Below are 13,882 nucleotides of genomic sequence, written 5' to 3'. Positions count from 1 at the left end.
GATGCTGTACTCGCACCGATCCCCGGCACGCAAACGTGAGACCTTTCGCGAGCGCCTCGACAGCGGCAGCCTGCTGCGCTTCGCCGGAGCCTTCAACCCCCTGTCGGCGAAGGTGATCGAGGAGAAGGGCCTGGAGGGCGTCTATGTGTCCGGCGCCGCAGTCTCGGCCGAGCTCGGTCATCCGGACATCGGGCTGACCACGGCGTCGGAGCTCGCGGCCAGGAGCCAGGAGATCTCCCGGATGATCGAGCTGCCGACGCTCGTCGATGCCGACACCGGGTTCGGCGAGCCGATGAACGTCGCCCGGACCGTCCAGCTCCTCGAGGACGCCGGCGTCGCCGGCCTGCACATCGAGGACCAGGTCAACCCGAAGCGCTGCGGTCACCTGGACGGCAAGGAGGTCGTCGACGACGCCACGGCCGCGAAACGGATCCGAGCCGCCGTGGACGCGCGGCGAGACCCGAACCTCGTAGTCATGGCGCGGACCGATATCCGGATGGCCGACGGCCTGCCGGCGACCGTCCGCCGGGCCCAGCTGCTCGTCGATGCGGGGGCTGACGCCGTCTTCCCCGAGGCGCTGCGCGACGCGGGTGAGTTCGAGGCGATACGGCGTGCCGTCGACGTGCCCGTGCTGGCGAACATGACCGAGTTCGGCAAGTCTCCCCTGCTCACCACCCGTCAGCTGGCCGACATCGGCATCAACCTCGTCATCTACCCCGTCTCGCTGCTCCGCGTCGCGATGGGTGCGGTCGAGCGGGCCCTGGACGTGCTCACCGTGCAGGGGACGCTGGAGTCGATCACCGACGAGATGCAGCACCGCGCGCGCTTGTACGAGCTCGTGGACTACGAGGCCTACAACTCCTTCGACAGCTCCATCTACACCTACCGGCCCGGGCGTGGGCAGGACGACTAGGATCTTCCCGGCGCCAACGCTGAGCCGCCGACCGACGATCCGGCCACGGCCACGGCCACAGCGATGTGGGGCGCCAGGTCGGGAACGACACTGAGGAGACGCATGAAGCTCGGAACCGTCGAACGCCCGGAAGGACCCGCCGCCGTCGTCCAGTCGGGTGCCGGCGAGGCTGCCGTCCTCCCCTACCCGAACCTGGACGCCGTCGTGCTCGACGGCGGGTGGCGCGCGGCGGCCGAGGAGGCGCTCCGGACGGGCGAGCGGCTCAGCAGCGAGGAGCTGACCTGGCTCCCGCCGGTGCGCCGGCCGGGCAAGATCCTGTGCGTCGCGCTGAACAACAGCGCGAACCCGGACCGCATCATGTCGGGCCCCGACACGCCTGCGATGTTCACCAAGCCGTCGTCGGCGCTGCTCGGCCACGGCCGACCCATCGTGGTCAAGGACAAGTACGGGCGGGTGCACCCTGAGCCGGAGCTCGCCGTCGTCATCGGCGCCGGCGGAGCCGACATCGCGGTCGACGACGCCCTCGGGCACGTCTTCGGCTACACCATCATCAACGATCTGACGGCGCCGGCGATGCGGCAGCACGACACGTTCCACTACCGCGCCGTCCACCCCGACCCGGACGACGTCAACGGCGTGCGCTACGTCGAGAGCTGGGTCAGCTACCCGGCACGGTACAAGGGCGCGGACACCTTCGGACCGCTCGGCCCGTGGGTGGCCACGGCGGACGAGATCCCCGACCCGCACGCGCTGCGCATCACCTGCACCCACGACGGCCGGGTCGTCACCGACGACAACACCGCCAACCTCCGCTTCTCCGTCGCCGAGGTGATCTCCTTCGCCTCGGAGTACCTCACCCTCGAGCCCGGCGACGTCATCGCGATGGGCACGGCGCTGAAGGCCTCGGCGAAGGGCGGGGCAGTGCAGAACGTCGACCTGACCGCGCTGGGCGGCACGATCGAGGTGGGCATCGAGGGCATCGGGGTGCTCGCCAACCCCGTCGAGCACCGATGAGCCGGCTGACACCCGGGGCCCGCGCCGCCATCGGCGACCTCAACGCCCGCTTCGCCTGGGCTCTCGACCTGCACGAGTTCGACATGCTGCGCGAGATCTTCACGCCTGACGTCCACTACGTGTCGGTCGGCCGGGAGTTCCATGACGTCGAGGCGCTCATCGCCTCGTTCCACGCCCGGACCGGCACCCGGACCACGCGTCACGGCCTCGGCAACCTCCTGCTGCAGGACGACGCAGGCAATACCGTCACGGGTCGTGGGAGCTGGCACACCTTCGCCAGCAACGACGACGGTCCGGCGCCGCTCGCCGACTTCGACGTCTACATGGTCGCCGACTTCGACGACACCTACGTCGTCGACGCGGACGGCACCTGGCGGATCGCCGCACGCCGTATCACCCCGGTGTTCCGCCGCGCCGACCTGGCCCCGCGATGACCGACCGCCCGATCCAGAGGAGCATGACGTGACCGACCACGGCGAAGCCGCCGAGCCGATGAACGAGCTCGCCCACCTCGGGCACGGGGCTCTGCTCACGCCGACGCTGGACGAGACGCTCTCCTACTTCGTCGACCTGCTCGGCATGGACGTCGTCGAGGAGTCGGGCGGGTCGTACTACCTGCGGGCCTACGGCGACTACGAGCGGTGGACGGTCCGGGTCACCGCGGCCGACCGGGCGGGCGCCGAGTACGTCTCCTGGCGCACGACCAGCCCGCAGGCGCTGCAGCGGCGGGTCGCCTGGCTGGAGGAGCACGGGTACGGCGGCCGGTGGGCCGGCCCCGAGCACGGCAAGGGCCCGGCCTACGAGTTCGAGGACCCGGACGGCCACACGTTCCGCATCTACTACGAGACCGAGCGCTACGTCGCCCCCGAGGGCAAGCGACCGGTCATCCCGGTCAACGTGCAGGCCTACGCCGGCCGGGGCGCGAACGTGCACCACCTCGACCACGTGAACCTGCTGGCGCGGGACGTGCGCGCGTGCCGCCGGTTCTGGGAGGAGGGCTTCGGGCTGCGGACCTACGAGATCATCGAACGACCGGACGGCGACGGCGAGGTCGGTGCCTGGATGAGCAGCTCCATCCAGGGCCATGAGCTCATCTACACGCAGGAGAACACCAGCGGCAGCGGGCGGATGCACCACTTCGCCTACGTCGTCGAGTCGCGAGAGGACGTCCTGCGGGCCGCCGAGATCATGGCCGACGCGAGGATCTACATCGAGGCCGGCCCGTCCCGGCACACCGCGATCCAGGGCTTCTACCTCTACACGCGCGAGCCGGGCGGCAACCGCATCGAGGTCGCGAACGGCGGCTACCTCGTCTTCGCGCCCGATCCGAAGCCCTACGTCTGGACGGCCGAGGAGTGGGCCGAGAAGCCGGGCTGGGGAGCCCGGATCCCGCCCGAGTTCCACGTGTACGGCACGCCCGTGGTGGACCGGGAGAAGGAGATGCTCACGTGAGCGGTGCCGGACGCTACCGGCCCCGTCGCCCGGACGAGCTCGACGCCGACCAGCGCGAGCTCTACGACCGCATCGTCGACGGCCCCCGCAAGACGCAGGCCGGGCAGGTGCCGATCGCCGACGAGTCGGGCGCACTGGTCGGGCCGTTCGGCCTGATGACCATCGCTCCCGCGGTGGGCGACGCCGTGCAGTCGGTCGGTGCCGCGCTGCGCTTCGCCACCGGGCTCGAGCCGCTCGTGCGCGAGGCGGCGATCCTGCTCGTCGCCGCGCACCACCGGTGCGACTTCGAGTGGATCGCGCACGCCGGTGCCGCACGCTCAGCCGGCCTCGACGACACCCGGCTCGCCGCCCTCGGTGACGGCCGGGTGCCGGACGGTCTCGACGAGCAGCAGGCCAGGGCGCTGGAGACGGTCGGCGCCCTGCTGGCATCCGCCACGCTCGACGACGCCCGGTACGAGGCGGCGCTCGACAGCCTCGGCGAGCGCACCCTCGCCGAGCTGGTCTGGCTCTGTGGGTACTACTCGTCGCTCGCGCTGGCGCTCGCCGTGTTCCGACCGCCGAACCCGGCGGCCGACGAGCCGCCGCCCTGGCGGCGCTGAACCGCCACACCGGACGACGGCGGACCCGCCACCCGCGGCAGCTCAGACGTGGCAGCAGCCCTTGGACATGTACAGGCCGAGCCCGCTCGCCCCCAGTCCGCTCGCCGCGGCAGCGGCCGTGCTGGTCGGGGCCGGGGCGTCCGAGGACGCGTCGTACACCACGTCGCCACCGACCACGGTCATGCCGACCGGCAGGTCGACGATCTCCTCGGGCGGCGTGCCCAGGAGGTCGCCGTCGAGCACGCACAGGTCGGCCGCCATCCCCTCGGCCAGCGTGCCCTTCCAGTCCTCGGCGTGGTCCTGCCACGCACCGGCCGTCGTGTAGGTGGCGAGCGCCTCTTCCAGACCGATGCGCTCCTCGGCGCCGAACACCTCGCCGGTCGCGAGGCTCCGGCGGGTGAGCATCGCGGTGATGCCCTCGCGGAAGTTCGGTGCCCCGACGACCGGTGAGTCCGAGGCGCTCCCGACTGAGACACCGGCATCGAGCGCGCTCCGGTACGGCCACTGGTAGTTCGCACGCTCCCGACCGATCACGTCGACCAGCTGGTGCGCCAACGATCGCTTGATCTGCGGGTTGAAGCTCAGCCCGAACCCGGCGTCGGCCATCCTCCGGAGGTCCTCCGGTGTGGTGAGGTCGCCGTGGATGACGTAGTGCCGCAGGCCCCGGTCCCCGTGCGCGGCGGCCGCGCCGAGGTAGGCGTCGACGGCTGCGCTGATCGTCCGGTCACCGGTTGCGTGCGTGCCGACCTGGAAGCCCAGCTCATGGGCGGTCATGACCCACTCGTCCAGCGTCGCCAGCTGTTCCTCCACCGAGCTGCCGGGAAGCGTCAGACCTCCGTACCCGCCACCGACGTACGGCTCCGAGACCCAGGCCGTCTTCGCCTGCGTGGGGACGCCGTCGCCGTAGATCTTCACCTGGCTCACGTTCAGCCAGTCCGCGTCCGTCTCGAGCTGCCGTGCGTCCACCAACGTCTCGCGCAGATCGTCGGCGCCGGACGCGGCGAGCATGATGGTGAAGCGTTGACGGATGTCACCGGCGTGCAGCATGTCACGGTACAGACCGACCGACCCCAGTGAGGTGCCGGGCTCGGTGACCGAGGTGATCCCGTTCTGGTGCATCAGGCCGACCGAGATCCGAAGCGCCTGACGCTTCTCCTCCTCGGTGAACGGCGGGACGACCGCCTGGACGAGTCGCGCGGCACCCTCCAGCAGCAGCCCTGTCGGTTCCCCGTCGCCGTCCTTGACGATCTCCCCGCCGAGGGGCGGCACGGTGTCCCGGGTGATCCCGGCGAGCTCGAGTGCACGGGAGTTCACCCACAGGGCGTGCCCGGACCACTCCTCCAGGGCGACCGGGTTGTCGGGCGAGACGTCGTCGACATCGTGCCGCGTCGGGTACCGCCCCTCGGCGAGGTAGCCCTGGTCCCATCCCCGGCCGCGGACCCACTGCCCCGGGCCCTTCTCCTGAACGGACCGGGCCACCAGCTCGCGGATCTCAGCGATCGAGCTGACGGCCTCCCGGCTGAGGTCGAGGGTGAGCGGCGGCTGACTCGTGCCGAAACCCATCGCGTGGAGGTGTGCGTCGTTCACACCGGGGATCACGGTGCGGCCCTCGAGGTTCACCGTCTCCGTACGAGAGTTCGTGAATCGCCGCAGCTCACGCATGTCGCCCGTGGCCACGACCACGCCGTCCTTGATGGCGATCGCGTCGGCGGGCGCGAACGGCCCGGACATGGTGAGCACGTTCCCGTTGAACAGCAGCAGATCCGCCTTGCGATGCCCGACGGCGGCACCGTTCCCGGGTGCCGCGCCCGCCCCCGTGGCGCCGAGCGCGGTGAGAGCCATGCCGGCCCCGGCACCCTGCAGGAACCGGCGACGGCGAACGTTCTTCGGTCGTTCGGTCATGTGGTGACCTCCCATGCCATGTCGACCCGCGGCAGATCCGTTCTCGCACCGTCGCGAGGACCGCAGGTGGGTTGCCAAGGATCTTTCAGGGCCGGCACCGGCCCCGTCTTGCACGACCTTGCGGGTCGGTTGTCGCGGGGTGCAGTGACGGCATCGCCCGTTCCACCGGACCGGCGTCCGTGTGCTTATGATCGAGCACCTGCTCAATTTCCGAGGAGCACGCATGAGCGAGAAGAACGTCCTTGTCGCCGACGACGAGTCCGCCCCCACGACGCGCCACCCCCTCGCCCCGCTGACGGGCGAGGACATCGTCGATCTCCGGCGGGTCCTCGAGCAGGCCGGGCTCGTCACCGAGAGCACCCGCTTCTCCTACGTGGCGCTGCGCGAGCCCGCGAAGGCCGACGTGCTGGCCTGGACGCCCGGCGAGGAGCTGCCGCGCCAGGTCGCGGTGCTGCTCACCGACCTGGCCACCTCCACGCTCGTCGACCTGGTCGTCGACCTCTCGAGCGGCTCCGTCGTCTCGCGCCGGGACGTCGACGCGGCCGCGGAGGGCTTCGGCCCGTCGCTCGACGAGGACTTCCCGCACGCCGAGCGGATCGTCAAGGCGGACGACCGGTGGATCGCCGCGCTGGCCCACCGCGGTGTGACGGACCTGGACCGGGTGGTCGTCGTCGCCCTCTCCGCCGGCGTCTTCGGCTACGCCGACGAGGTCGGCAAACGGGTGGTGCGGGCGCTGGCCTTCCGCCAGGACTACCCCACGGACTCGGTCTGGGCCCACCCGATCGACGGCGTCGTCGCGCACGTCGACCTGACCGACGAGGTCGTTCTCCGCGTGGTGGAGACGGACGCGGTGCACGTCCCGTCCGAGTCGGGCGACTACCTGGACCCCGCCGTCCGTGGCCCCGAGCGCACCACCCTGCGGCCGATCTCGATCACCCAGCCGGAGGGCGTCAGCTTCACGCTGGACGACGGCGTGCTCAGCTGGCAGGGCTGGAGCGTGCGCCTCGGCTTCAACGGCCGCGAGGGCCTCACGGTGCACCAGCTGAGCTTCGACGACGGCGGACGCGTGCGGCCGGTCATGTACCGCGGCTCGATCGCCGAGATGGTCGTCAACTACGGCGACCCGTCGCCGACGCACGCGTGGCAGAACTACTACGACGTCGGCGAGTACCAGTTCGGCCGGCTCGCCAACGCGCTCGAGCTCGGCTGCGACTGCGTCGGCGAGATCACGTACGTCGACGCCGTCGTGGCCGACGACCTCGGCCGTCCGAAGGCGCTGCCGAACGCGATCTGCATCCACGAGGAGGACTACGGCATCCTGTGGAAGCACTCCGACGACTTCTCGGGCACGAAGGAGACCCGGCGCCAGCGGCGGCTCGTCGTCTCCTTCTTCGTCACGGTGGGCAACTACGACTACGGCTTCTACTGGTACCTCTACCTCGACGGCAAGATCGAGCTCGAGACCAAGGCCACCGGGATCGTCTTCACCTCCGCCCACCCGGGCGGCGAGTATCCCTACGCGACCGAGGTGGCGCCCGGCCTCGGGGCCCCCGTCCACCAGCACCTGTTCTGCGCCCGCCTGGACATGATGGTCGACGGCGTGGCGAACGCGGTGGACGAGGTCGACCTCACCCGGGTGCCGGTCGGCGAGGACAACCCGTGGGGAAACGCCTTCACCCGCACGGCGACGCGCCTGACCCGCGAGAGCGAGGCGGCACGCGACGCCGACGGGAGCCTCGGCCGCGTATGGCACGTCTCCAGCACCGAGGCGACCAACCGCCTGGGCCGGCCCACGGCCTACCTCCTCGCCCCCGAGGGTCAGCCGACCCTGCTCGCCGACGAGCGCTCGTCGATCCATCGACGCGCCACGTTCGCCACGCACCACCTGTGGGTCACGCGCTACGACCGCGACGAGATGTACCCCGCCGGACGCCTGGTCAACCTGAACCCGGGCGGTGCCGGGATGCCCGCCTACACCGCGGCGGACCGGCCCATCGACGGCGAGGACCTCGTCCTGTGGCACACCTTCGGTCTCACCCACTTTCCGCGGACCGAGGACTGGCCGATCATGCCGGTCGACTACGCCGGCTTCCGGCTGACTCCCTACGGGTTCTTCGACCGCAACCCCACCCTCGACGTCCCCGCGCAGGAGGGCGGTCACTCCTCACCGACCACGGGCGAGCGCCCGCACTGCGGCTAGCCGGTCAGGTCGGACGCCGCCTCACGCCGGTCGAGTCCCGAGCTGGCGCGGCCGAGCTCGGTGAGCCAGGGCGTGAGGACCTGGTCGACAGCACGCCACTGGCGTTCCGGCGCCGCCACCGGCGTCCGAAGCACGTGCTCGACCTGATAGCCGACCACCAGGACCAGCAGTGTGTCGGCGACCCCGTCGAACGGGATCGCGGGGTCGAGCTCACCGAGCCGCACCCCGTCAGCGAGATGGTCCCTGATGTCGGCGCGCCACCGCTCCTCGACGCGGGACTGGAACACGCCGAGTGACGGCTTCGAGGGCACCCTGCCCCAGAAGCTCGTCACGACGTAGGCCTCGTCGCGCGTCACCTTGTCCAGAGGGTGCAGCTCCTCGAGCATCGCCAGCAGGGCGCCGACGCCCTCCTTCGCCTCGGTCGAGGCAGCGATGCGCACGTTCGTCCGCTCGAAGATCAGCTGGAAGGCGCGGAAGAGGACCTCGTCGAACCCGTCGAAGTAGTGCCACAAGGCTCCGCTGGAGACACCGAGCTCGGCGGCCAGTGCCCTGGTGCTCGCCGCCTCCATGCCGTCCCGGGCGACGACGCGTAGATAGGTCTCGACGATCTCGCGGCGGCGGGCGTCACGATCAACGATCTTCGGCATGGGGCGATTCTTCCCCTTCACGGCGGCCTCCACGAACCTTTACCCCTGCACAGCCGCGGTGTAGCCTTCTCTGAGCAGTCGCTCAATAATGTGGTGGGCAGCGTCGCCCGCGATGGGGCCGGGTCGCACGACGGTTCAACGATGATGCCGTGACCGGTGCCCCTTCCGACCATGGAGGACGAGATGCATCCGATCGACGGTGACCGCGCGGTCGTGGACCTGCCGACCTCATCCGTGGACCTCGAGACCTGGCGTGCAGCCATCACCGAGGCCGTGGTCCCGCTCGAGATCGAGGAGATCGGTGGAGTGAGGTTCCGAGGGCACCTCACCCACGCCCTCGTCCAGGAGGTCGCGTTCTTCGAGATCGTGGCCACGCCGCACCTCGTGCGCAGGACGCCGGAGCTCATCTCCCACGACGACCGCCGCTTCTACAAGCTGAGCCTCCAGCTCGCGGGGCGGGCCGAGCTGAGGCAGGACGACCGGACCGCCGTGCTGCTGCCGGGAGACCTCGCGATCTATGACACGCACCGGCCGTACACGTTGCGGTTCCCGGAACCGAACCAGGCGATGGTCATGGTGTTCCCGCACGAGATGGTGGACCTGCCGCCGGACGAGGTGGCGAAGGTGACCGCCACCCGCTTCCCCGACGACGTCGGTCTCGGCCGGGTGATCAATCCGTTCTTCGTCGAGCTGGGCCGCAACATGGATCAGCTGAGGACCAGCCACGCGTCCCGCCTGGTCCACTCGGCGCTCGATCTGCTCGTGACCATGCTCTCCCAGGAGCTCCACCGCAGGCAGGGCAGCACCGGCCCGTCCGCACGCAGCCTCGCCCAGGAGGTGCACGAGTACATCCTCAAGCGCCTCGGCGACCCCGAGCTGACGCCGCCCGCGATCGCGCGGGCCCACTACATCTCCCTGCGGCACCTCTACACGATCTTCTCCCCCGAGGGGCAGACGGTCTCCGCGTGGATCCGCCACCAGCGCCTGGAGCACATCCGGCGTGACCTGGCCGACCCGCTCCTCGCCGACCGGCCCATCTCCTGGATCGCCGGCCGGTGGGGCCTGCACGACGCCGCGCACTTCAGCCGGATCTTCAAGGCTGAGTTCGGGCGCTCCCCCAGCTCCTACCGCCGGCGAAACCTCGACGAGCGCCTCCTGGCCAGCTGAGCGGCGCGGCCGACACGACACGAAGGAGCCGGACCAGCACATGCATCTCGACCAGGCCCGCGAGCTCGCGCGGTCCGCACTCCCCCGTTGGGGCCTTCCCGCCGAGAGCGGTATCTCCTTCGTGAAGTACCGCGAGAACCACGTGTTCCGCGCCGACGCCCCGTCCGGCGAGTCCTACGCGCTGCGCCTGCACCGACCCGGATACCGCACCGAGAACGAGATCGACACCGAGCTGCGCTACGTCGGCGCCCTGCACGCCCGCGGCGTCCCGGTGCCCGAGGTCGTCCCCACGGTGGACGGTGCCCGGCTCGCCCGCATCGAGGCGCCGACGACGGACGGCACGACCCACTCACGGTCCGTCTCGCTCCTGCGATGGTTCCCGGGCGCCGGCGCGCTGGGGGACGCCGGGGCCGCGTTCGTCGGCGAGGACGACTCCTCGCCCGAGGACTTCGGCCGCATCGGCGCCCTCCTCGCGCGGCTCCACCTCGCCGCGCAGTCCATCGGCCGCCCGGACTGGTTCGACCGGCGAGCCTGGGACACGGAGGGACTCGCCGGCGCGCGGCCGCTGTGGGGAGACCCCCGCCGGCTCGTGCGCGACGACGTCGACCACGCCGTTCTGGGCGAGGCGCTCTCCCTCCTGCGTGCGCAGCTGGCCGAGACCGGTGAGGGTCCCGCCGTCTTCGGGATCGTCCACGCCGATACCACCCCCGAGAACATCCTTCTGACGCCCGGCGGCCTCAAGCTCATCGACTTCGACGACTTCGGCGCGGGCTGGTTCGTATTCGACCTCGTCACGGCGCTGTTCCATCACACTCCCCATCCTCGGTATGCCGAGTACGCGCAGGCCCTCCTAGCGGGCTACGAGGCGATACGCCCGCTGCGCACCGAGGAGCACGCGATCTGGGACGGCCTTATGCTGGCGCGCGGACTGAGCTATCTGGGCTGGGCCGCCGACCGGCCGGGCGACCCGGCGGCCGAGTTCGTCGCGGCCCGTGTCGCTCCCTGGGTCGTGCGGGCTGCCGAGGCCTTCGTGGCCGGGAGCGCCATGCCGTGGCAGCCCGCCGTCCGGACCTCGCCGACCGCCGCGCTGCAGGAGGAACGATGACCACGACGCTGCTCGAACGGCGCTTCTCGACGCTCGGACGCCATTCGCCGCTGTTCTACGACGAACCGATCCATCTGGTCTCCGGCGAGGGCGTGTGGCTCACCGACGCCGACGGGCGGCGCTACCTCGACGCCTACAACAACGTCCCGCACGTCGGCCACGCGCACCCGCGCATCGTCGAGGCACTGCGGGCCCAGGCGGCCACGCTGAACATCCACACCCGTTACCTCGACGACCGGGTCGTGGAGTACGCGGAGGCCCTGCTGGCGACGTTCGAGCCCGAGCTCGACCGCGTCCTGCTCACGAACAGCGGCTCCGAGGCCAACGACCTCGCTCTCCGGATCGCGAGGCAGCACACTGTGGCGCGCGGCGTCCTCGTCACCGACTTCAGCTATCACGGCAACACGACCCTGCTCGCCGAGCTCACCACGGGGCTGGCCACCCGCGAACCGTTGGGCGAGCACGTCCGCACCTTCGCCGTACCGGACCTGGACGCGCCGGAGAACGCCGAGATGTCCGAGCAGGCGATCCTCGCGGCGGCCCTCGAGCGCGTGGACCGGGCCCTCGGCGAGCTCGTCGCCTCCGGGCACGGGGTCGCGGCCGTGCTCGTGGAGTCCCTGTTCTCGACCGAGGGCCTCCCCCGCGTGCCCGACGGCTTCGTCGCCGGCGTCGCCGAACGCGTCCGCGCGGCGGGCGGCCTCGTCCTCGCCGACGAGGTCCAGGCCGGCCTCGGCCGCACCGGGAACTGGTTCTGGGGCTATCAGCGGCACGGCGTGCTGCCGGACCTCGTCACGCTGGGCAAGCCACTGGGCAACGGGCACCCCCTCGCCGGCGTCGTCACCACTGCCTCGCTGCTCGAGGAGTTCGGGTCCCGGAACGAGTACTTCAACACCTTCGGGGGCAACCCCGTCTCGGCCGCCGTCGGGCACGAGGTCCTGCGCGTGATCGACGAGGAGGGCCTGGTCGCACGCTGCGCACGCCTCGGTTCCCAGGCCCGTGAGGAGCTCGGCGCCCTGGTCCGGAACCACGAACGACTCGGCCCCGTCCACGGCGAGGGCCTCTTCTTCGGCTTCCCGGTCTTCACCGACGGGACCCGCACCCGTCCCGACCCGGGGACGACGAAGCGTCTCGTCGAGGCGGTGAAGTCCCACGGCGTGCTGCTGAGCAAGATCGGCCCCGCCGCCTCGGTGCTGAAGATCCGTCCGCCGCTGGCGCTGGAGGACGAGCACCTCCCCGTCCTGCTCGGCGCCCTCACCGACGCGATCGCGGAGACGGTGGACCAGTAGCCGGCTGGACCGGATGACCGGAGCCCGTCGACCAGGCGCCGGTCGACTTGGCTCCGGTTGCAACTAGGCGCCGGTGCGCTCTTCCTCCTGCGCGACGTCCTCGGCCGTGATGTCGAACCGTTCGAGGTCGCTCTCGAGTCGCTCGTAGACCTCCGGGCGCCTGCTCCGCAGGTACGCCGCGTAGAGCAGCCCGCCCACGAGCGCGAGCACCAGCAGCCAGGGTAGGACCGCGACGTACCGCTCCTCGGAGCCGGCGAGCAGCGGGAAGTTCAGGACCGCCATGAGCGAGATCCAGAACAGCCCCAGGAAGCCCAGGCCGGGCGCGACGAACGTCTTCCACCAGCGCCGGTCCGCAGCCCGGCGGAAGTGCACGACCACCGACAGCGACGCGAGCATCTGCAGCACCACGATGCACAGGGTGCCGAAACCGATCATCACGGGCACCAGGGTGGTGATCGCATCGAGCCCGGCCACCGCGAAGATCCCGGCGACGACGATGGCGAAGGCGGCGTTGACCGCGAGCCCGTTCTGCGGCACGCCGTTGCGACGGGTGCGGGACAGGGCATGCGGGAGGATCCGCGCCCGGCCCAGGGAGAAGAGGTATCGGCCGGCCACGTTGTGGAAGGCGAGCTGGGCTGCGAACAGGCTCACGACGAGCAGGACCATGGCGACCGAGAGCAGGGCTCCTCCCAGGTACTCGTCGATGGTGACGAACATCAGGTCGCCGGCCTCGAGGTGCTCCAGCCCGGTCTCCTGGGCCTGCTGGACGCCCACGGCGCTGACGAGCGCCCACACCGTGATCGCGTGGATCAGACCGATGATGATGATCGCCGCGTACGTCGCGCGGGGGATGGTGCGCAGCGGGTCCCTCGCCTCCTCGCTGAACAGGGACGTGGCCTCGAACCCGAGGAAGGCCGTGCCGGCGAGCAGTAGGGCGATGGCGAGCGAGCCGCCGAAGACCACGTCCGTGCTGAAGACCTCGATGCTGAAGCCGGTGCGAACGAGGACCGAGACGCTGAAGACCGCGAGAAGGAGGACCTCGAGCACGAGGGCGGCGCCGAGGACCTTGGCGCTGAGGTCGATGCCGGACCGCGCCAGGAGGAACGCGATCAGCATGACCGCCAGACCGCACACGAACCAGTGCACGTTCAGGCCGAAGAGCTCGCCGAGCACCAGGGAGGTGAAGAATCCGGCGGTGCCGATCGCGCCCGCCACGAAGAAGTTGTAGCCCATCGTCGCGATGAAACCGGCCACCAGGCCGCCGGGCTTGCCGAGCCCTTTGACGACGAACGCGTAGAAGCCGCCGGCGTTGACGAGCTCGCGGGACATCTGGGCATAGCCGACGGCGAAGAGCAGCAGGATGGCCGCGACGGCCGCGAACGCGAAGACGACGCCACCGCCGTTGCCGAGTGCCACCGCGAGCGGGGCGACGACGATCGCCACCGTCATGGGGGCCACGGCGGCGAGGACGACGAACACCACTCCGGGCGCCCCGAGCTGGTTGCGAGCCAGGCGCCCGTCGGGGACGGAATTCGAGACGGTCACGTCGATTCCTTTCGTCAGGTGAATCGAGGTGCGCCCAATATATGGAGCGGGT

12 protein-coding genes are annotated in these 13,882 nt (G+C 70.8%); 9 read left to right on the top strand and 3 right to left on the bottom strand.

Annotated features, from left to right (window positions below; translation table 11 throughout):
• Position 1: 1 nt before the first annotated feature.
• The 5 genes from prpB to ABD907_RS17570 all read left to right on the top strand — a co-directional run bounded on the left by prpB (position 2) and on the right by ABD907_RS17570 (position 3,978).
• Positions 2–913 (top strand): methylisocitrate lyase, encoded by a 912-nt coding sequence (prpB, locus tag ABD907_RS17590; RefSeq protein ID WP_345217939.1) that lies wholly within the window; start codon positions 2–4, stop codon positions 911–913.
• 102 nt (positions 914–1,015) lie between these two features.
• Positions 1,016–1,927, top strand: coding sequence for a fumarylacetoacetate hydrolase family protein (locus ABD907_RS17585; protein WP_345217937.1), 912 nt, complete (start codon positions 1,016–1,018; stop codon positions 1,925–1,927).
• A complete protein-coding gene (locus ABD907_RS17580; protein ID WP_345217931.1) occupies positions 1,924–2,361 on the top strand; it encodes a nuclear transport factor 2 family protein in 438 nt (145 codons plus the stop codon). Before ABD907_RS17585 ends, ABD907_RS17580 begins: the two co-directional genes overlap by 4 nt.
• Before the next feature lie 28 nt (positions 2,362–2,389).
• Positions 2,390–3,379: a VOC family protein gene (locus ABD907_RS17575; protein WP_345217929.1), complete on the top strand. Its 990-nt coding sequence runs from the start codon at positions 2,390–2,392 to the stop codon at positions 3,377–3,379.
• Positions 3,376–3,978 carry a carboxymuconolactone decarboxylase family protein gene (locus ABD907_RS17570; protein WP_345217927.1) on the top strand — a complete coding sequence of 201 codons (603 nt, stop codon included), beginning with the start codon at positions 3,376–3,378 and terminating at the stop codon, positions 3,976–3,978. Before ABD907_RS17575 ends, ABD907_RS17570 begins: the two co-directional genes overlap by 4 nt.
• A gap of 42 nt (positions 3,979–4,020) precedes the next feature.
• On the opposite strand, the gene ABD907_RS17565 is transcribed toward ABD907_RS17570, so the two are convergent.
• Positions 4,021–5,880 carry an amidohydrolase gene (locus tag ABD907_RS17565; protein ID WP_345217925.1) on the bottom strand — a complete coding sequence of 620 codons (1,860 nt, stop codon included), beginning with the start codon at positions 5,878–5,880 and terminating at the stop codon, positions 4,021–4,023.
• Positions 5,881–6,103: 223 nt separating this feature from the next.
• On the opposite strand from ABD907_RS17565, the gene ABD907_RS17560 reads away from it, so the two are divergent.
• Positions 6,104–8,080 (top strand): primary-amine oxidase, encoded by a 1,977-nt coding sequence (locus ABD907_RS17560; RefSeq protein ID WP_345217923.1) that lies wholly within the window; start codon positions 6,104–6,106, stop codon positions 8,078–8,080.
• Here the strand turns inward: ABD907_RS17560 and ABD907_RS17555 are convergent.
• Positions 8,077–8,727, bottom strand: a complete 651-nt coding sequence (locus ABD907_RS17555; protein WP_345217921.1) for a TetR/AcrR family transcriptional regulator — start codon at positions 8,725–8,727, stop codon at positions 8,077–8,079. The two genes, ABD907_RS17560 and ABD907_RS17555, sit on opposite strands and share 4 nt — an antisense overlap.
• A 183-nt stretch (positions 8,728–8,910) precedes the next feature.
• Between ABD907_RS17555 and ABD907_RS17550 the strand changes: the two genes are divergently transcribed.
• Genes ABD907_RS17550 through ABD907_RS17540 form a run of 3 tightly spaced genes read left to right on the top strand, consistent with a single transcriptional unit; the run spans position 8,911 to position 12,285 of the window.
• On the top strand, positions 8,911–9,894 hold the full coding sequence (locus tag ABD907_RS17550) for an AraC-like ligand-binding domain-containing protein (protein WP_486334130.1): 984 nt from the start codon (positions 8,911–8,913) through the stop codon (positions 9,892–9,894).
• 40 nt (positions 9,895–9,934) lie between these two features.
• The gene (locus ABD907_RS17545; RefSeq protein WP_345217918.1) at positions 9,935–10,999 is read left to right on the top strand and encodes a phosphotransferase enzyme family protein; all 1,065 of its coding nucleotides are present in this window, start codon (positions 9,935–9,937) and stop codon (positions 10,997–10,999) included.
• Complete coding sequence (locus ABD907_RS17540; protein WP_345217916.1) at positions 10,996–12,285, top strand: aspartate aminotransferase family protein; 1,290 nt, start codon at positions 10,996–10,998, stop codon at positions 12,283–12,285. The genes ABD907_RS17545 and ABD907_RS17540 overlap by 4 nt, the downstream gene beginning before the upstream one ends.
• Positions 12,286–12,348: 63 nt before the next feature.
• On the opposite strand, the gene ABD907_RS17535 is transcribed toward ABD907_RS17540, so the two are convergent.
• Complete coding sequence (locus ABD907_RS17535; protein WP_345217914.1) at positions 12,349–13,830, bottom strand: APC family permease; 1,482 nt, start codon at positions 13,828–13,830, stop codon at positions 12,349–12,351.
• Between the last annotated feature and the right edge of the window lie 52 nt (positions 13,831–13,882).

It is taken from the genome of Georgenia halophila (assembly GCF_039541595.1).
Note: the sequence above shows the minus strand (reverse complement) of the source record. Positions and strands in the feature narration are given on the sequence as shown.